The sequence below is a fragment of the Paenibacillus sp. FSL H3-0457 genome (assembly GCF_037981725.1).
Taxonomy (GTDB): domain Bacteria; phylum Bacillota; class Bacilli; order Paenibacillales; family Paenibacillaceae; genus Paenibacillus; species Paenibacillus amylolyticus.
Genome location: NZ_CP150283.1, coordinates 4430687 through 4449798, shown reverse-complemented (window position 1 = coordinate 4449798; position 19112 = coordinate 4430687). Strand labels below are relative to the sequence as shown.

The 19112-nt window shown below is 46.8% G+C and carries 22 protein-coding genes; 18 read left to right on the top strand and 4 right to left on the bottom strand.

Translation table 11 applies throughout. The annotated features are described in order from the left end of the window. Positions 1 to 5 precede the first annotated feature (5 nt). Entirely contained in the window at positions 6 to 719 is a 714-nt protein-coding gene (locus tag MHH25_RS19755) for a cytochrome c biogenesis protein CcdA (RefSeq protein ID WP_036614418.1), read from the top strand. Between the two features lie 146 nt (positions 720 to 865). Here MHH25_RS19755 and splB read toward each other — a convergent pair whose 3' ends face one another. Then, positions 866 to 1936 (bottom strand): spore photoproduct lyase, encoded by a 1071-nt coding sequence (splB, locus tag MHH25_RS19750; RefSeq protein WP_076327968.1) that lies wholly within the window; start codon positions 1934 to 1936, stop codon positions 866 to 868. A 192-nt stretch (positions 1937 to 2128) separates the two neighbouring features. On the opposite strand from splB, the gene mntR reads away from it, so the two are divergent. The 3 genes from mntR to MHH25_RS19735 all read left to right on the top strand — a co-directional run bounded on the left by mntR (position 2129) and on the right by MHH25_RS19735 (position 5471). Beyond that, positions 2129 to 2557, top strand: coding sequence for a transcriptional regulator MntR (mntR, locus tag MHH25_RS19745; protein ID WP_036614415.1), 429 nt, complete (start codon positions 2129 to 2131; stop codon positions 2555 to 2557). A 210-nt stretch (positions 2558 to 2767) separates the two neighbouring features. Then, a complete protein-coding gene (locus MHH25_RS19740; protein ID WP_315371684.1) occupies positions 2768 to 4378 on the top strand; it encodes a family 10 glycosylhydrolase in 1611 nt (536 codons plus the stop codon). A gap of 91 nt (positions 4379 to 4469) precedes the next feature. Next, a complete protein-coding gene (locus MHH25_RS19735; RefSeq protein WP_340017856.1) occupies positions 4470 to 5471 on the top strand; it encodes a patatin-like phospholipase family protein in 1002 nt (333 codons plus the stop codon). Positions 5472 to 5532: 61 nt separating this feature from the next. On the opposite strand, the gene MHH25_RS19730 is transcribed toward MHH25_RS19735, so the two are convergent. Continuing rightward, positions 5533 to 5865: a hypothetical protein gene (locus MHH25_RS19730; RefSeq protein ID WP_036614407.1), complete on the bottom strand. Its 333-nt coding sequence runs from the start codon at positions 5863 to 5865 to the stop codon at positions 5533 to 5535. 5 nt (positions 5866 to 5870) lie between these two features. Then, positions 5871 to 6863 (bottom strand): DUF1385 domain-containing protein, encoded by a 993-nt coding sequence (locus tag MHH25_RS19725; RefSeq protein WP_047843628.1) that lies wholly within the window; start codon positions 6861 to 6863, stop codon positions 5871 to 5873. 213 nt (positions 6864 to 7076) lie between these two features. Here MHH25_RS19725 and MHH25_RS19720 point away from each other — a divergent pair, with 213 nt between their 5' ends. The 5 genes from MHH25_RS19720 to MHH25_RS19700 all read left to right on the top strand — a co-directional run bounded on the left by MHH25_RS19720 (position 7077) and on the right by MHH25_RS19700 (position 11580). Further along, positions 7077 to 7655 carry a YqhR family membrane protein gene (locus tag MHH25_RS19720; RefSeq protein ID WP_340017855.1) on the top strand — a complete coding sequence of 193 codons (579 nt, stop codon included), beginning with the start codon at positions 7077 to 7079 and terminating at the stop codon, positions 7653 to 7655. A gap of 76 nt (positions 7656 to 7731) precedes the next feature. Continuing rightward, positions 7732 to 8175, top strand: coding sequence for a type II 3-dehydroquinate dehydratase (gene aroQ / locus MHH25_RS19715; protein ID WP_036614400.1), 444 nt, complete (start codon positions 7732 to 7734; stop codon positions 8173 to 8175). A gap of 39 nt (positions 8176 to 8214) precedes the next feature. Further along, positions 8215 to 9288, top strand: coding sequence for a Xaa-Pro peptidase family protein (locus MHH25_RS19710; RefSeq protein WP_340017854.1), 1074 nt, complete (start codon positions 8215 to 8217; stop codon positions 9286 to 9288). A gap of 290 nt (positions 9289 to 9578) precedes the next feature. Beyond that, a complete protein-coding gene (efp, locus tag MHH25_RS19705) occupies positions 9579 to 10136 on the top strand; it encodes an elongation factor P (RefSeq protein WP_017687580.1) in 558 nt (185 codons plus the stop codon). 190 nt (positions 10137 to 10326) lie between these two features. Further along, positions 10327 to 11580, top strand: a complete 1254-nt coding sequence (locus tag MHH25_RS19700) for an aspartate kinase (protein WP_036614392.1) — start codon at positions 10327 to 10329, stop codon at positions 11578 to 11580. A gap of 86 nt (positions 11581 to 11666) precedes the next feature. On the opposite strand, the gene MHH25_RS19695 is transcribed toward MHH25_RS19700, so the two are convergent. Beyond that, positions 11667 to 12416, bottom strand: coding sequence for a 2-phosphosulfolactate phosphatase (locus MHH25_RS19695; RefSeq protein WP_051447358.1), 750 nt, complete (start codon positions 12414 to 12416; stop codon positions 11667 to 11669). A 263-nt stretch (positions 12417 to 12679) separates the two neighbouring features. Here MHH25_RS19695 and spoIIIAA point away from each other — a divergent pair, with 263 nt between their 5' ends. The 9 genes from spoIIIAA (at position 12680) to accB (ending at position 19078) form a co-directional block, all read left to right on the top strand. Further along, positions 12680 to 13684, top strand: a complete 1005-nt coding sequence (spoIIIAA, locus tag MHH25_RS19690; RefSeq protein WP_036614390.1) for a stage III sporulation protein AA — start codon at positions 12680 to 12682, stop codon at positions 13682 to 13684. Next, positions 13677 to 14195: a stage III sporulation protein SpoIIIAB gene (gene spoIIIAB / locus MHH25_RS19685; RefSeq protein ID WP_036614389.1), complete on the top strand. Its 519-nt coding sequence runs from the start codon at positions 13677 to 13679 to the stop codon at positions 14193 to 14195. The genes spoIIIAA and spoIIIAB overlap by 8 nt, the downstream gene beginning before the upstream one ends. A 29-nt stretch (positions 14196 to 14224) precedes the next feature. Next, on the top strand, positions 14225 to 14428 hold the full coding sequence (gene spoIIIAC, locus MHH25_RS19680) for a stage III sporulation protein AC (RefSeq protein WP_017687585.1): 204 nt from the start codon (positions 14225 to 14227) through the stop codon (positions 14426 to 14428). 32 nt (positions 14429 to 14460) lie between these two features. After that, positions 14461 to 14850, top strand: a complete 390-nt coding sequence (spoIIIAD, locus tag MHH25_RS19675; protein ID WP_017687586.1) for a stage III sporulation protein AD — start codon at positions 14461 to 14463, stop codon at positions 14848 to 14850. 20 nt (positions 14851 to 14870) lie between these two features. Beyond that, the gene (gene spoIIIAE, locus MHH25_RS19670) at positions 14871 to 16061 is read left to right on the top strand and encodes a stage III sporulation protein AE (protein ID WP_101313620.1); all 1191 of its coding nucleotides are present in this window, start codon (positions 14871 to 14873) and stop codon (positions 16059 to 16061) included. Positions 16062 to 16092: 31 nt separating this feature from the next. Further along, a complete protein-coding gene (spoIIIAF, locus tag MHH25_RS19665) occupies positions 16093 to 16923 on the top strand; it encodes a stage III sporulation protein AF (protein WP_340017853.1) in 831 nt (276 codons plus the stop codon). Between the two features lie 15 nt (positions 16924 to 16938). Continuing rightward, complete coding sequence (gene spoIIIAG / locus MHH25_RS19660; protein ID WP_036614381.1) at positions 16939 to 17577, top strand: stage III sporulation protein AG; 639 nt, start codon at positions 16939 to 16941, stop codon at positions 17575 to 17577. Between the two features lie 66 nt (positions 17578 to 17643). Further along, complete coding sequence (locus MHH25_RS19655) at positions 17644 to 18474, top strand: SpoIIIAH-like family protein (protein WP_036674997.1); 831 nt, start codon at positions 17644 to 17646, stop codon at positions 18472 to 18474. Between the two features lie 139 nt (positions 18475 to 18613). Then, complete coding sequence (gene accB, locus MHH25_RS19650) at positions 18614 to 19078, top strand: acetyl-CoA carboxylase biotin carboxyl carrier protein (protein ID WP_036614903.1); 465 nt, start codon at positions 18614 to 18616, stop codon at positions 19076 to 19078. Positions 19079 to 19112 lie beyond the last annotated feature (34 nt).

The window sequence follows — 19112 nt, the reverse complement described above, 5'->3', positions numbered from 1 at the left end:
GCTTCATGCCTGATGTTAATGTATGGATGGCTTTTGTAGCAGGTTTAGTCTCATTTATATCACCATGTTGTCTTCCGCTGTATCCATCATACCTCTCCTACATTACAGGTATGACGGTGCAACAATTGAAGGATGACCGCAATCAGCGCGAAGTCCGCTTTAAGACGATGACGCATACGCTGGCGTTTATTTTAGGCTTCTCGGCTGTATTTTATTCGCTTGGCCTGGGTGCCGGACTGTTTGGCCAATTTTTCAATGATAACCGTGAACTGATTCGGCAATTGTCTGCGATTCTGATTATGCTTATGGGGTTATTTTTGCTTGGTGTGTTCAAGCCACAGTTTCTGATGAAGGAACGCAAGCTGGATATGAAATGGAAACCAGCAGGCTATCTGGGCTCTTTTATATTTGGTATCGGTTTCTCAGCAGGCTGGTCGCCGTGTATTGGCCCTATTCTAACAGCAATCATTGCTATGGCTGCAAGTGAGCCCACAACCTGGCTGGCGCTGATTACAGGTTATACGGCAGGGTTTGCAATCCCGTTCTTCATTTTGGCCTTTTTCATTGGTTCGACACGTTGGATCTTACGGTATTCCAATGTCATGATGAAAGTTGGGGGAGCATTAATGTTGTTCCTTGGGGTATTGCTTTTTACAGATCAGATGACAAAGATTACGATCTGGTTGCAGCAGATTACACCAGACTGGATGATCATTTAAACGGATGAACTGAATTTGAATTTAAAAATGCACGACAAAGCAGGCTACATGTTACCAGAGTCAATCTGGGTCATGTAACCTGCTTTTTAATCGTTTGTTAGGAATGTTTTTAACTGCATATGATTTTGGGCAATCCTGTTGTTCGTTTAGGTGAAGTAATCAATATTGGCTAGTGGGAAATGTTCAAAGATCCGTTCCGTAATGAATTCGCGCAGCGCATCTTGCTGGTCATCCTTATACACATACTTGTACTGACCCCAGCGGCCCCATTTCATCTTACGTTTCTCAATATCCATCTCCAACTTGGTTTTAGGATAACGTTTCTCGATGGTTGCTTTGGCCGTTTTGGTAAAACGGTGCTGGATCATCTCAAAGGTAAGATCCTTGGTTGCTTCTTCTGGAAGCGTATCTGCCAGCTTCTGCAAAAGATCCGAGTATCCTTCTTCCCAGCCTTCATACCACATGATCGGAGCGATAATGAAGCCCAGGGGGTAACCGGCGTGTGCAATTTTACCAGCAGCTTCAATGCGTTCCTCAAATCTGGAGGTAGCCGGTTCAAAGTTTTTGATGACATAATCCGAATTGACACTAAACCGGATACGGGTGTGGCCGTTATGTTTAAGGTTCAGCAACGGATCAACGTGATGATATTTGGTTACAAATCGCAAGCGCCCATATTCTTCTTCCGCCATAAAACGAATCAGGTCACTTAAATTCTCCGTGATATGCTCGAGTCCTACGGGATCAGACGTACAGGCAGCTTCAAATCGTGTAATTTCAGGCGCGCGTTCTTCAATGTATCCTTTGGCAGCCTGAATGATCTCTTCGGTATTGACATAGACACGGACATAAGGTTTCGCACCAAGTGTAGTTTGAAGATAACAATAATGGCAGTGCCCCATACAGCCTGTAGAGATGGGAATGGCATATTCCGCTGAAGGTTTCGACTGGTCAAACTTGAGTGTTTTGCGCACACCAACGACCAGAGTACGTTTTGCCATCCGATATTTTTCTTGTTCGGTTTCACCCGGCAAGTTTGTGATTCGGTTATGGGATGTGGTCATCTGATAAGGTATGTTTTTGGATGTCACCCATTCCATAATCCGTTTGCCCTTATCATATTCCAACGCACCGGGTTCAAAATACACCAAATCGGGAATAAAGGGTTTAGTACCTTTTGCTTTACGAACTGGCGGTGAGGCTACACTTGTACTCACGAAATCACTCCTTTCGATGCGGAACTTTGCTTAGTTTGCCTCATTTGGGGAGAAGTCACGCCTGCCAATTACTTGTGTAACAGCGCGCTCCGAACTGTACAGGACTTGCCAATGCGTATTGATAACATGTATCATTATAAGATAGGGACCAGGCACGAATAGGGGCCGGTCAGAGAGAAAAGAGGGAAGCAGATGCCAACGCCCAGTATGGAAGATTATTTGGAGCGTATATACAAATTAATTGATGAAAAGGGCTATGCTCGTGTGTCTGATATAGCTGAAGGACTGGAAGTACATCCTTCATCGGTGACGAAGATGATCCAAAAGCTGGACAAAGACGAGTATCTGATCTATGAAAAGTACCGCGGACTGGTGCTTACGCCAAAAGGCAAAAAGATGGGCAAACGTTTGATGGAGCGCCATCATCTGCTTGAACAATTTTTGACAACGATTGGTGTTCAGGAACAAAATATCTACAATGATGTTGAAGGCATTGAACATCATCTGAGCTGGGACTCCATTACATGCATCGAGTCCTTGGTTGAATACTTCCGTCAGGATGAGAGCCGGTTGCGTGACCTCAAAAACCTTCAGGATGTCATGAGTAATACAGAATCTTAAGTTTCAGCAGTGGAATACACATGGTGATATACAACGAATCGTATCCCGTGATTCAAAGGATGCTTCTTGCCGTTTCAATGGCAGGAAGCATTTTTTTGTGTGCAATCACACCATAATTTGGTGATTTTCGCAACTAAACGAATGGTAGGAGCGTCTATTAAACTAGTAGAATTTACCGCAAATTTATAATGATTTTGGAGGACTGCACTAATGAACGTTCGTAAAGGATTGATGCTGCTGCTCATTTTTGTACTTGGATTACAGACAGCAGGTATGACGGCACAAGCGGCCGGGCAGAAGGAAATCGCTATTTTTCTAGACGGCAACCGTTTGGAATCGGATGTATCACCCTACATCTTGCCCAAAGTAAATGTAACGATGGTGCCTCTGCGTGTTATTAGCGAAGGACTGGGTGCGTCTGTTTTATGGTCTCAAGCTACTCGTACCGTGACCATTAAGAAATCCGATTCGGTCATCTCTATGACGAGCGGACGCCAGCAGGCGACGGTGGATAACGCTGTAGTTGGTCTGGATGCATCGGTCGAATTGAAACAGGGTCGGGTCATGGTACCCATTCGATTCGTCAGTGAGAACCTGGGCATTCGAGTGAACTGGAATCAGGCTGCCCAGACCATTGATCTGTACACAGGAGACGAATCAGTCCCAACTCCTGAACCAACCCCGGTAACCCCAGCGGAGCCTGGAGGCACGGGCACTGTACCAGCTTCTGAAGAGATGCGGGGAGCCTGGATTTCCACTGTGAATGGAGACTGGCCTACATCCGGTGCCAAGGGAAATGTAGAGAAGCAAAAACAGGAGTATACGAAACAGCTAGATACGTTGCAAGGTATGGGCATTAATGCCGTATTTGTCCAAGTGAGAGCCAATGGGGATGCCATCTATCCTTCAGGTCTGGTACCTTGGAACAGCGTATTGACAGGAACACAAGGTAAAGATCCAGGTTATGATCCCCTCGCGTTTATGGTTGAGGAAGCACACAAACGGGGCCTGGAGTTCCACGCCTGGTTTAATCCGTTTAGAGCAACGAACTCAGCAAGTACATCAAACTTGGCTGCAAACCACATCTCGAAGCTTCATCCCGACTGGATTGTGAATGCATCCGGCAAAATGTACATTAACCCGGGTATCCCGGAAGCCAGACAGCATATTATCGATACGATCATGGAAGTGGTCAATCAGTATGATATTGATGGTGTACATCTGGATGATTATTTCTATCCATCCAATGTGACTTTTAATGATGATGCAGCTTTCAAAACTTACAACACATTAAATACTAAAGACCGTGCTGAATGGCGTCGGGACAATATCAATCAGTTCGTTAAGCAGCTCGGGCAGAGCATTCATAGCGTGAAAGCTAACGTTGAATATGGAATTAGTCCATTTGGTGTATGGCGTAATAAATCCGTTGATCTGACAGGCTCTGATACCAAAGCAGGAGTAACCGCGTATGACAGCATGAATGCAGATGTGCGGACATGGATTAATCAGGAGTGGATTGACTATGTTGCCCCTCAGGTATATTGGAGTATGACATTGAACGTAGCCCGATACGACAAAGTCGTGGACTGGTGGGCGAATGAAGTGGCTAACACAAATGTAAAATTGTATATCGGCCACTCGCCTTATAAGTTAGGTACGCCGGAAATTGGCTGGCAGACTTCACAGGAGATCATCGATCAGCTGAATTACAACAAGAAGTATTCTTCGGTTAAAGGGGATATATTCTTCAGTTCACAGTACCTGACGAAGAACCCTCTCGGCTTGATTGCCAAATTAAAAGCCTACTATGGTCTATAAAACATTTTAACAATACAGTGATAAGACAAACCCTTGTTCTCATAGAGTGGCAGTAGAAACGTGGCTGCCTGGAGAACGGGGGTTTTTTGTTATGTTAATTAACGCGGTGTTTGAAGGTGGAGGCGTCAAAGGGATCTCGCTTGCAGGTGCTGTGCAGGGTGCTCAAGACTGCGGTATTCAGTTTAATCGAGTGGCAGGCACATCATCCGGTTCCATTGTAGCTGCTCTGCTAGCGGCTGGTTACAGGGCCGAGGAGATGAAAGTCATTATTGAGAATACCCCCTTTGTTTCATTGCTTCGTCGTTCCCCCATATTTAATACCCGATGGATCGGACCGGCAGCAAGGCTGTTCTTGAAGAAAGGACTGTATTCGGGGGAGGCACTGGAATCATGGATTCGCAAGATGCTGGAGCAGAAAGGGATTCGCACATTCGCTGACTTGCCACAAGGTAAGTTGCTTATTACCGCATCCGATATATCCAATGGGACCATTCTGGTGTTGCCAGACGATATTCGGCGGTTCGGCATTGACCCTGCGAAGCTGGATGTTGCAAAGGCGGTACGTATGAGTTGCAGTATCCCGTATTTTTTCGATCCGGTAGTCATACGCAAATCACCAGTATTCTCCAAAGGACTTCCTTTTCAAGATCAGTTTGTGTATGTCGTGGATGGTGGATTGCTTAGCAATTTTCCGTTGTGGCTCTTCGATGGTGATCGCTCGGCACGAGGAGGAGATGTTATTCCGGTTGTTGGATTCAAAATGGTGGGGAAGACGGAAGTGGAACCTGCCCGGATTAAAGGACCGCTAAGCATGCTTCAGGCCCTTGTGGAGACGATGCTCACAGCACATGATGAACGCTACATCGAACAGATTAACCGGTTTCGTACAGTGAAGATACCAACGCTTGGCATTAAACCGACGCAATTTCATTTATCGTTACAGGACAGCACAGCCTTATATCGATCAGGCGCTACCGCAGGGAGCGAATTTTTCAACGGATGGAATACGAAAATGTATGGTGAACAGTTGGACAAACAACGAAAAGAATTGCGCAAGAAACAAGCAGAAGCTCCACCTCTGATTCCTGTATAAACGTGAAAAAAGCAATTCTCCGCATGTTGGGAGAACTGCTTTTTTGGTTGTTCAGTAGCTTTTAGTGAAATTTCGGAATATCTTCATCGCTTTTACCTTTTTGTCCCTGGATCACTTGGAAAGGATAATCCTTGCGTTTCTTTGAAGAGCCGCTGCTCTTTCTGGCACTGGACTGTGCATTAACTTTTGCCATGGTTCGTGCAGATGGCTTAATCTTAGGTGATTTGGTTTTGCTTGCCCAGCGACGAGGCGGATATTTGTACAGCAGGAATACGGCTCCGAACACGACCAGAGGAATAATGATCCTGGATGGACTAGCGTTCCCCAGCCAAGTCAAGACTCCAACAGCAGCTAGTGCGATGAACGTCCAAAATAAGATTGCCTGCTTGTTCATATCATTCACCCTTTCACAGGATCGAGTGTTGCAACAGGTACTTCTGACGTAGCAGAGACATTGGCAAGCTTGGCATCCAACTCACGCATACGGTTAAACGAAGCAATGGATACTTCTACCTGTTCGTTGGTCGGCTCTTTTGTTGTCAGCAATTGCAGCCACAATCCCGGGTATCCGAGATAACGCAGTACAGGAATATCACGTACTGAATTCGTGAGCTTTAACAGTTCAAAAGAAATGCCTAGCACAACTGGCAATAACAACAGACGCTGACCCATCCGTTCCCAGAGGTTATCGTACGTGAAGAGAGAGTATAGAAACACTCCAATGATGACAGTCAACATAATGAAACTGCTTCCGCAGCGGTAGTGCAGTCGGCTGTACTTTTGCACGTTCTCCGGTGTCAGTTCTTCACCAGCTTCATGTGCACTGATTACTTTGTGTTCCGCTCCATGATACTGGAAGAGACGTTTAATCATCGGCGTCTGTGAGATTAACCACAGATAGGCGAGTAACAGGATCAGCTTAATGCCGCCTTCCAGTAAATTATGCAAAAACTGATTGTCGAATGCATTTTTGAATAGAAAATTCTCGATAACAACAGGAAGCAATGTGAGCACAACTTTACCAAAAAGGAATGAAAGGATGGCGACGGCGGTCACACCAATGATCATGCTTAGGCTCCAGCCCGAACCTTCTTTCTCTTTTTGCTTGGCTTTCTCTTCCGGTTCCAGTTCATCATCAGCATAGGCGTCAGCAGAATAATTGAGATGTCTGCTACCTTTGACACTTGAATCTATAATGCTGACAATTCCGCGTAATAAAGGAATCCGCCGCAATTTCATGACCCAGGACTTGTCTTGCTTGGGAACTTCCAGATACGTAATTTCGCCGTCTTTTCTACGAACAGCTGTAACGTTGACATGTTTTCCACCGAACATTACGCCTTCAATGACAGCTTGCCCCCCATAGCTGACAGGCTTGGATTGTTGAGGCAAATTATTCACCTTCCTATTCTGTTCTAGGCCTTCGCGATCAAAGGCAGTTTAATAACCCTATTGTATCGAATTTTGAGACCAATTTCTAGTTTGTGAGTCAAACCTTGAAGGATGTTGTTAAGATTGTCCTGTTTTGAACATACTACCTCGTAGAATCGGAGCGGAAATTCGAGGCATAATGCGGGATTATCAACTGAATGAAGGAGAATATCGATGACAGAACGTAAGCATGAAAATACATCACAAGATGAAGGTCAACGTCCGAAAGAACGGCAGCAAAAAGACAAGGGCAGGCGCCCTACCCAGAGGCAAGGTCAAGCACACTACTACACGAAGCCATTTTCCTTTGCATTAGAGCTTGGCTTTTTTGCCGGTTTTATCTGGGGTGGGCTGCATTGGCTATTCTATCTGTTGCATTTTACGATTGTACCTGTCGGATTTCTGGCCGAGCCTTTTTTCAAACATGAATATATATATACCGCAGCAGGACATTTGACAGGCTGGCTGTTTTTTATCGTCTTTTCCATCTTGGCATCCTTACTCTACACATTCACGATTAGAAAACTGAAAGGGCCGTTACCCGGCATGGTATATGGAATCGTTTGGTGGCTGATTCTCTTTATACTGGTCGGACCAAAACTGGGGATGATGAAACCTTTGAACGGTTTAACGTGGGATTCAATCATCACGGAACTCTGTTTCTTTTTGTTATGGGGGCTGTTCATTGGTTACACGGTAGCCATGGAGTACACGGACGAACGCAAACGCGAGCCGGAGCAAGCGGGGGCATAGCGCAAAAAAGCTTCTCAATCCGGCAATGCCTGTGTTAAAATAGCAGATGGTTATTTGCAGAGAGGGTGGAGCAGCGATGAAACGAATTATTGTGATCAATGGTCCGAACCTGAACATGCTTGGTGTACGTGAACCGGGCATCTATGGAACGCTTAGTCTGAAGGATATTGAGGACAAAATTCGCAGACAGGCTGATGAAATTGGCGTCTCCATCGCTTTTTATCAATCGAACCATGAAGGGGACATCATTGACCGCATTCATGCAGCGATGGGTGAGGCAGACGGAATAATACTGAATGCCGGAGCATTTACCCATTATAGCTATGCTATACGTGATGCAATCAATGCTGTAAAAGTCCCTACAGTGGAAGTACATCTATCCAACATTCATGCACGCGAAGCGTTCAGACATCATTCAGTGATTGCAGCGGAAACAATCGGGCAGATTGCCGGATTTGGCGAAGTAAGCTATGAACTGGGATTGCTGGCTCTTGTGCGTCATCTGGACAAACAAACCTGAGCCGGGAACCCGGGAATGTGAGAGAAAGAAGGGTTACCGATGGAAAACAAACGAGTAAATAAGTTGCGTGAAGCCATGCGTGAGCATGAACTCACTGCAATGCTGATTACAAACCCGATTAACCGTCGTTATATGACGGGCTTTACAGGCTCGGCGGGATATGTGCTGATCACGGAACAGGATGCATATCTGCTGACTGATTTCCGTTATATGTCACAAGCGCCTCAACAAGCCAAAGGATTCAACGTTGTGGAGCATGGAGCTAAGCCGATGGATACGGTGCGCGAATTGCTGACATCCGCGAATATCAAAGAAGTGGGCTTCGAGCAGGATAGTGTCACATTTGGCACGCATTCCGCTTATGCAGAAGCACTGCAGTCTATTGAACTGAAAGCTGTATCCGGGATCGTGGAACAACTTCGTATGTTCAAGGATGAAGATGAGATTGCGGTCATGCAGAGAGCAGCAGATCTGGCGGATGCCACGTTCAGCCACGTTTTGCAGTTTGCAAAACCAGGTATGACGGAGCGTGAAGTGGATCTGGAGATGGAGTTTTTCATGCGCAAGCATGGGGCAACGTCCTCTTCGTTTGACACCATTGTAGCATCGGGTGAACGTTCTGCTATGCCTCACGGTGTAGCGAGCAGCAAGGTCATCGGACAGAATGAGTTAATTACATTTGACTTTGGTGCACTTTTGGACGGATACTGTTCAGATCTGACACGTACCATTGCAACAGGTACACCTGTACCTGAACTGCGCAAAATTTATGACATTGTACTGGAAGCTCAGTTACATACGCTGGAGAACCTGAAACCGGGCATGACCGGAAGGGAAGCAGATGCATTGGCTCGTGATATCATTGCAGGTCACGGATATGGAGATCAATTCGGACACAGCACAGGCCACGGTCTGGGTATGGAAGTTCACGAAGCTCCGCGTTTGTCCAAGCTTAGCGACGATGTATTGAAACCGGGTATGGTTGTTACCGTTGAACCGGGTATATATATTGATGGGCTTGGCGGCGTGCGTATCGAGGATGACGTAGTGATTACCGAGACGGGTATTCATATTCTCACGAAGTCGGACAAGAAGTTCACCGTAATCGGCTAAATTACAGCCACAGGGATATAAGACGATTTTTAATGTGTTATTTAAATTGAAATTAAGAAATTTCACCATAACAGAGAGTGCAGAACCAATCTGAAGAAGCGAAGCGTTCGCCTTTATCACCGGATTTTCCCATTGATAATGGGATCAAAAAAATCTGGGGATAACAGCGATCGGAGGATGGTACTGCAATCGAAGTGAACGAGGTGGCCATTCTTGGGCTCATTTTACATATAACATTAACCCATCGTCTTATATCACCTACTTTTTAACCATATCAGGAGGGATTTTTTGTGATTTCAGTAAACGATTTTAAAACAGGCTTGACCGTGCAAGTAGATAACGATATCTATACCGTGCTTGATTTCCAACACGTTAAACCAGGTAAAGGCGCTGCCTTTGTACGTTCCAAATTGAAAAACCTGCGTAACGGTAACACCGTTGAAAAAACATTCCGTGCAGGCGAAACGATTGGTCGTGCCATCATCGAAAACCGTGGCGTATCCTACCTGTATGCAAGCGGTACAGAGCACACGTTCATGGATAACGAAACATATGATCAGTTCACATTGACTAGTGATCAACTGGAATGGGAATTGAACTTCCTGAAAGAAAACATGGTCGTTAAGATTGTTAGCTACCAAGGAGAAATCCTCGGAATTGACTTGCCAACAAGCGTTGAGTTGAAAGTCATCGAGACTGAGCCAAGTGTTAAAGGTAACACTGCACAAGGCGCTACCAAAAATGCAAAAGTGGAAACAGGCTTGAACGTACAGGTTCCTTTGTTCATTAACGAAGGTGACGTTCTCCTGATTGACACACGTGAAGGTAAATACTCTTCCCGTGCGTAACTTTCACGGCTTGTAAGCTAAAAAAGGTTATTAACAACCCTTTGCCATTCCTTTGGCAGAGGGTTTTTTCGAAAAAAGATTAGCCTATCAGGCGCTTTCGTAATATACTGGGTTAAAGTCATTTCTCGTAGAGAATAATGACGATGGACATTAATTATGCATACTGCACAAGGTAGGGAGTGGATTTGCGTTGTCATTGTACGTCATGAAATTTGGGGGCAGCTCGGTCGGAGATACAGAACGCATGAAGCGTGTGGCCGGACGTGTTGTAGAAAAAGCTGATGAAGGACATCGGTGTGTAGTTGTGGTTTCGGCCATGGGGGATACAACAGATGATTTGATTGATCAGGCAAAACAACTGAATAGTGAACTGCCTGCTCGTGAGATGGATATGCTCTTAACGACAGGAGAACAGATTTCGATCTCTTTGTTATCGATGGCTATTCAAGCGCTTGGACGTAAGGCAGTATCGTTTACGGGCTGGCAAGCGGGATTCCGCACAGAGCCGGTTCACGGAAAAGCACGTATTCATGATATTCAACCTGACCGTGTGAATGCAGCACTTGCTGAGGGCAACATTGTTATTGTTGCAGGCTTCCAGGGCATGACGGAAGACGGCGAGATCACAACGCTGGGTCGTGGTGGTTCGGATACAACAGCTGTAGCGCTGGCCGCGGCCATTAAGGCTGATGCGTGTGAGATCTATACGGATGTAGACGGAATCTATTCTACGGACCCGCGGATCGTTAAGGTTGCGCGTAAGCTGAAAGAAATATCGTATGACGAAATGCTGGAACTCGCTAATTTGGGAGCAGCGGTGCTGCATCCGCGTGCAGTAGAGTACGCGAAGCATTCCGGTGTACCTTTAATCGTAAGATCCAGCTTTAACCATAATGAAGGAACGGTTGTGAAGGAGGAAGCAGCAATGGAACAAGGCGTAGTGGTTAGTGGTATTGCCTATGACAAAAACGTGGCTCGCATCAGTATTCTGGGTGTGCCGGATGTACCAGGAGTTCTGGCCGAAGTATTTGGTGCGCTTGCATCCAATCAGCTGGATGTGGACATTATCGTTCAGAGCGGAGTGATGGATGGCAAAGCGGACTTCTCGTTCTCTGTGGCGCTGTCTGATCGTGAGAACGCATTACGTGTCATTGAAGGCCTTCACAGCCGCTTGCCTTACCGTGAAGTTACATCTGAGGAGAACCTCGTTAAAATCTCCATTGTTGGCGCAGGCATGGTCAGTCATCCTGGTGTAGCTGCGAAGATGTTCAAAGTCATTTCCGCTGAAGGCGTGAGTATCAAGATGGTGAGCACTTCCGAGATCAAAGTATCTTGTGTTATTGACGGAGATAAGCTGCATGACGTCATTAAGGCATTGCATACAGCATATGATCTCGACACTGCCGAGCAAGCCGTTATCGGTGGACCTCAAGATCGCAGATAAGTATCTTCAATGTATGTAAATTAGCAAAGGTGTACTGTTGCCAACGGGCAGCAGTACACCTTTTTTTGTTTTTCTCATGGCAATTCTCACATCAACTTGAACATCTTTCCCCCGCGTATGCCTCTATAAGGCTGCATGCGGTTCCCCTCCCCCATCTCGGGAACACAATCCAGCAGGTTTAATTGAGAACAATACGAAATATCATGAACTCTGCCTAACTTTTCAAGCCTCCGCCCGCTAACAGACCCCTGCACCAACTCCGGGATGCTCTCCTTACATTGGGATACCGCCTGATGAAGTACTATGCCGAGATCGTTAAGTTGAAGGGGAGAACAGGATTGACGGTGCAGTTCATCGATGATACATCCAGCACACAAGCCGTCCTCCAGAGCAAATTCATCCTGGTTCCCCGCACATAACAGCAATACATCTCGTTGAAGTTCACATAGAGCTGCTGCAACAGCCTGCACATTGAGAAATGAACCAGCAAATACATGTTTCCCCTTGGAAGCCTTGATCAAAGCTCGGGTTCCATCGGTTGTGGTTAGAATGATTGTTTTATCTGCAATGCCTGCAGTCATATATTCATAGGGGGAATTCCCCACTTCGAATCCGGTGATTTTTTTGTCAAAACGCTCCCCGCCTCGAATGCAATCTTTCACTTCCATTTGTTTGGCTTGTGGAACGGTCTCTACGGCAATCACAGCCGAAGCGTCATACGCCAGAGCCGTAACAATCGTACTGGTCGTACATAATACATCAATGACAACTGCACTTCGCCCTGCAATATCAATGGTACGTACTTCATTCACATTGCCAACGACATCAACTCGCACTCCCCACAACTCCTTTCTGTATCTGGGGATCGGTAGTTCTGTTTTGAACCGGAATGGAACTTACCTATCTGCAATTACTATATGCAAGCACATCTAGACGGGTGCCTAGAACAGAAGGTGGATCTATAGTTTCAACTCTCAACCGTATTCTGAAGAATTGATAGATTTCAGCGTCATAAATTAAATGTACAGGCATAAACTTGAGATATGAACAAGCGCCAGAAGTGTGAACCAAATGATCTCAAGGTTGGAGGAGCCTACTCATGAAGGTGAACTGGAGGGAACTTTTTCCGGAACCGATCCGAACCATTCTCGGAAGAATGCCACCCGCTCTATTGGAACAAGTGGAGGAAGTACGTATTCGAGAAGGCAGACCCCTGGAGATTAATGCAGGCAACACATACCACTTCCTGACACCTCAAGGTTGTCCGACCGGGAATCCTGAAGAAGCGTATGTTCCTCAGAAAGAAGTGACGCACAGGTTGCTGGACCTGATCAGTAACCATTCACTTTATACATTGGAAGAGGAACTGCGCAAAGGGTTCATCACCATACCTGGGGGACATCGAATCGGGCTTGCTGGACGAACGGTACTAAGCGGTGGGCGTGTCGAATACCTGCGTGACATCAACGGGTTTAACGTTCGGGTAGCCCGTGAGGTACATGGAGTGGCTGATCGTATTCTTCCTTATCTTCTCGATATGAAGAGCGGACAGGTCCTGCACACGTTGATCCTATCACCACCACAACAAGGGAAAACGACGTTGCTGCGAGATCTGGCGAGACAAATTAGCAGTGGTACAAAGCTTACAGGGGGAACTGAACTGGTTCAGGGAATACGTCCGCGTCTGAAAGTGGGCATTGTGGATGAAAGGTCCGAAATCGCTGGTAGCTACAAAGGAGTACCTGGCTTCGACGTAGGACCCCGAACAGATGTGATGGACGGTTGTCCGAAGGCTGAGGGCATGATGATGATGCTTCGCTCCATGTCGCCCGATGTCCTGATTGTGGACGAGATCGGTCGTCCGGAGGATGCCGAGGCGGTGATGGAAGCCCTGCATGCAGGAGTCTCAGTGATTGCGACTGCGCATGGCCGTGACCTATCGGAGCTGTCGGCCAGACCCGCCCTCAGAACCTTAATTACGGAGCAGATGTTTCAACGTTATGTCCAGCTGCAACGGACGAGCCGGGGCATGACCTTTCGGCTGGCTGATGGCAAAATGCGTGGGTTGCAGCTGACCGGGGCAGGAGGTGAAGCCTTTGGTTAACATGTTTGGTGCGGTAATTATTCTGTTAGCCAGCACCCTCGCCGGATTTTACAAGGCCAGACAGTATGCATTAAGACCGAGACAGTTGCGAGAACTCATTGCAGCCCTCCAGCGACTAATGACGGAGATTAACTATGGGCTCACTCCACTTCCCGATGCCATGGGCAAGATGGGAGCACAGACCAAAGAACCTGTAAAGACGTTGTTTCTTCATGCAGCTACACAAATGGAACCTCCTCATGGACTCACTGCCCGGGAAAGTCTGCAGTCAGGCGTGGATCTGGCGTGGGGAAGATCGGCCATGAAGGCTGACGAGAAGGAAGTGATGCTGCAATTAAGCTTCAGCCTTGGCACAAGTGACCGTCAGGATCAGACCAAACATATATCGTTAGCCATTCAACAACTAATGCATGAGGAATCCCGCGCCCAGGCCGATCAAATGAAATATGAACGAATGAGCCGAAGCCTCGGGATGCTTGTCGGAGCGTTAATCGTCATTCTGATCTTCTGAAATAGCCGGGATAGTGAGGTGCCAAGGTCATGAATCTAGAAGTGAACGCAATCTTTCAAATTGCGGGTATCGGAATCATCATCGCCATGATTCACACGGTACTGAAACAAATGGGAAAGGAAGATATGGCTCACTGGGTGACCGTAATCGGATTTGTCGTTGTATTGTTCATGGTGGTCCGTATGCTGGACAGCCTGCTACAAGAGATCAAATCGATATTTCTTTTTCAATGAAAAACGGTCATGAAGCCGGATGGTGGTGACCTGTGGAAATTATCCAAGTTGTAGGTTTGGCGCTCATCGCAACAGTGCTCATTCTGGTCATTAAGGAACAGAAACCGATGTTTGCCTTTCTGATTGCTGCCGCAACCGGCATTGTCATCTTCATGTTGTTGATTGGCAAAATCGGAGCAGTCATCGAAGTGTTGAAGCGGCTTGCCGAGAATTCAGGCATGGAAAGTATTTATCTGAAAACGGTGCTGAAAATTATTGGAATAGCGTACATCGCTGAATTTGGCGCACAGATTGTCAGGGATGCAGGTCAAGAAAGCATTGCGTCCAAGATCGAATTGGCTGGTAAGGTACTGATCCTTGTACTTGCTATACCGATCATCAGCATTATTATCGAAACCGTCATGAAGCTGATGCCGGTGTAGAAAGGGCGTGCGGACTTCATATGAAATCAATGCATCTTAAGCCGCAGTGGCGCCTTACGGTTGTGCTGATGTTCTGTTTTCTGTTTGGTATCCTGGGACAGGTTACTGCAACCTCGCCTTCCGGTGAGTGGATGGAGCAGCAGGCCGATCAGCTTCCCAAGGATCAGGTGGAGAAATACTGGGATCAACTGATGCAACAATACGGTGGTTTCTTCCCGGATGGGAAGACCCCTTCCTTCATGGATATGTTAATCCCCGGCAATGAAGGGTTCAGCCTGAAATCGGTGTTTGTAGCGATCGGAACCTTCATGCTGCATGAAATTTTATATAATGGCAAACTTCTGGTCACGATTGTGATGTTAAGCGTACTCAGCATGATTCTGGAGACGCTTCAGACCGCATTTGAGAAAAATAATATTAGCAAAATCGCCTATTCCATCTGTTATATGGTCATCATCATTATTGCAATCAACAGCTTCAGTGTGGCGATTGGATACGCCAAGGATGCCATAACCGGCATGATCAACTTCATGATGGCCATGGTTCCGTTGTTATTCACACTGCTCGCGTCCATGGGTAACGTCATCACCGTCTCCGTGACCCATCCACTCATCATTTTCATGATTCATCTGGTGAGTACGTTGATTCACTTGCTGGTATTCCCGTTACTCTTCTTCTCAGCTGTTCTGCATCTCGTCAGTTCATTGTCTGACAAGTACAAGCTGACACAGCTCGCAGACCTTCTGCGCAATATTAGTGTGGCACTGCTGGGTATCCTGCTGACGATGTTTTTGGGTGTAATCTCAGTTCAGGGAGCATCGGGATCGGTAGCGGATGGAGTCAGCCTAAAGGCCGCCAAATACATCGCAGGCAACTTTGTCCCTGTCGTGGGCAGAACATTTGCGGATGCAACGGATACGGTAATTACAGCTTCTTTACTTGTCAAAAATGCAATTGGACTCACCGGAGTGATCATCATTTTGTTTCTATGTGCCTTTCCGGCACTCAAGATTCTGGCTCTTGCCTTGATATACAACGTAACTGGTGCCATTATGCAACCACTAGGAGACACCCCGATTGTAGGATGCCTCCAGGCCATCGGCAAGAGCATGATTTACGTATTTGCGGCGCTCGCAGCCGTCGGGCTGATGTTTTTCCTGGCCATTACCATCTTGCTGACCGCGGGCAATCTGACTGTCATGATGCGCTGAATGTATGTTGGCAAGAAAGGGGGTGGAAAGGATGGGGTGGCTGAGCAACTGGCTCCAGGAATTGATTATGATCGTTCTGCTGGCGACTTTTGTGGATATGTTGTTGCCCAATCGATCCATGGAACGTTATGTCAAGCTTGTGCTGAGCCTTCTCATCCTGCTGACCCTTTTATCACCCATAACCAAGCTGCTCAAAAGTGATCCGGTTGGCGAACTGAAACGGGCAATGTCTGCAATGGATGCTCCATCGAATGGGAATGCGACACTCGAACAGATATTAGCTCAGGGCAAACGGCTACAATCCAATGAACAGGAACAATCCTTACAATGGACAGCCAAAGAACTGGCTAATGTCATGAAAGGTCAGATTGAAGAAACAACAGGAGCCAAGGTGCGGTCCGTAGAGGTACAGCTGACCATGAGTAAATATGAAACGGAGATGGAAGCTGCCTCATCAGTCGAACTGCCTGTGATCCAGCGTGTGTTGGTCGAGATGGCCGGAGAGGGTGTAGAAGGAGAAGTGAAGGCAGGGCAGCAAGAAGTCGCTGCTAACACACAACCCATATTTGGAACAGACACAGAAGTCGAGAAGGATAAATCACATCAAATACAGCAGCCCATCCAGATCGGTCAGATTGAAGTGCCTGATGTTCAGATTGATGTGAGTAGAGGGCAACGTGATGGAAATGAAGCGTCTTCGGAGCCTGTTATACGTGATCAAGCAGATGAGACGAAGCAGCAAGGTGAGACATCCACAAGGTCCGACCATGCGGTGCAGATTATTACATTGTTGACTGAAAAGTGGGATGTTGATGCAAACAACGTTCAAGTGACAGAACCAAAAAGTGCTGAAGTGCTCTGAGAAGGAGGGTGTCCGATGAAACAATGGTTCAAAAAGATGGAAACCTGGATGGGTGGCGGAGAGGGTGGGGCAAGGCGAAGTCAAACCTTCCGCTGGCTGATTATCCTGGGTTTGATCGGGGTGGGAATCATGCTGTTCAATTCCTTCGTCAATGTCAAAAAAATTGATTCCGAAAATATCGGTCGGGAACCACCGGACCCGGCAACATCCATGGCATCCATACAGAGTGATCCGTCGGAACAGAATCCTTTTCAGGCGATCGAAATTGCATTTGAAGACAAAATCAAAGGTGTGCTGGAAAACATTGTTGGTGTGGGAACGGTTGATGTGATGGTTACCGTGGATTCCACAGAAGAATTGGTCGTTCAGCGGAACGTGAAGGATTCTCAGCAACTTACCGAAGAAACCGATGCTAGCGGGGGCAAACGGCATATGACGCAATATACCCGTGATGGCGAGATTATTACTTACGAAATAGCAGGGGATCAGACACCTATAGTGACCAAAAAGCTCAAACCGCAGATCCGTGGGGTGCTTGTGGTTGCGAGGGGTGCAGAGAACAAGGTTGTGAAGGACCTGATAACCGATGCTGTGGAAAAAGGACTGAATGTGGCAGCCTACCGGATCTCGGTTGTACCGCGCAAACAAGACTAATCTGATGTGTTGAATCACAAGATTCAATTCTCATAAGATTGAAGCCAATTTGAGGAGGAAGTTCTAATGAATAACAAACGTCAAACGGTATGGCTCGTTTCCATGCTGAGTCTGATGGTCATTTTGTCCGCATATTATCTGTTCACTGAGGATTCCGGTCCAGTCAACGCGCCGGTGGCTGACAGTCAGCAAGTGGATGGAATCAAGCAGGGGGAAGCAAAGGAGACGGCAGGCATTCTTGATCCTACAGAAGGTTTGGTTGTAAATGAAGTGGTGAATAGCGGCGAAGTTGAAAGTGATCCAAGTGCGGCTGGCGCTGTGGAGGAACCATCGGCTACGGAAGGTAAAGAAGCTGGAAATACAGAGAAAACACCTGCTGTCGAACCAGGCGAAAATAAGGGTGAGACAGGCAAAGAAACCAACAAAGAGACCGACAAAGGCGCAACAACTACACCGGAGACAGACGGTCAGGCAGGCGGCACTGCAACCAAGACAGATGAGGAAGTCCTCAAGGAAATGGAAGAGCAGAATACGACAGCATCTGCGAGCAGCCAGTTCCAGAACTACCAGTGGCAACGTGAGGAAAGCAACAATCGTAAGTATGAGGAACTGATGACCGTGGCAGGTGATCTGAGCAAAACGCCAGAGGAGAATGCCAAAGCAACCGAGCAACTCCGTACACTGGAAGAAAAAGAAGCTAAAATCACTGGCATTGAGGAGACGCTCTCTCAACAGTTCGCTAATGCGATCGTTCAAGAAGATGCCGACAAGTATAAAGTTGTGGTCCTCAGTGACAAACTGGATGTAAAACAGGCGGTATCCATTGTAGATCTGGTCATGAAAGAATTGGCGGTTTCACAGAACAAAATCAGCGTGCAATACGTCACAGAACAGTAATCCAAATCATGGAAATGCAGTCCCGGGAGCTGGTTGTACTCTCGGGCTCTTTCCATTTTTAATGATTATGATATAATACATAAAGCCATATGACCGTCCTAGTGAGACTGGCATGATGCCGAAGGAGTGAATAATGGAAATGTTTAAATTGAGTGAAATCAAAGAACTGATTAAACTGGTAGATGAAAGTTCCGTTCAAGAGTTGGAAATTGAAAATGAAGGATCACGGTTATCAATCCGCAAACCGGGCAAAACGGAGTATGTTCAAGCAGCTGCTGTGCAACCGCAAATGATTGCTGCTCCGCAAGTACAGCCGGCAGCAGTGGTAAGTGAAGCTGCACCGCAGGTCGATACTACAAGTCATTTACATAAAATTGTATCTCCGATGGTAGGTACTTTTTACAGAGCTTCCTCGCCGGAAGCGGGTCCTTTTGTGAGCGCTGGTGATAAAGTTGTTGAGAAAACAACGGTATGTATCATCGAAGCTATGAAGCTGATGAACGAGCTTGATGCGGACATCAAGGGAGAAATCGTTGAAGTGCTGGTTGAGAACGGACAGCTGGTCGAGTATGGGCAGCCCCTTTTCCTGGTGAAACCGGAATAACCGTTATAGCTGGTTAACAGCTAACCGCATGAGC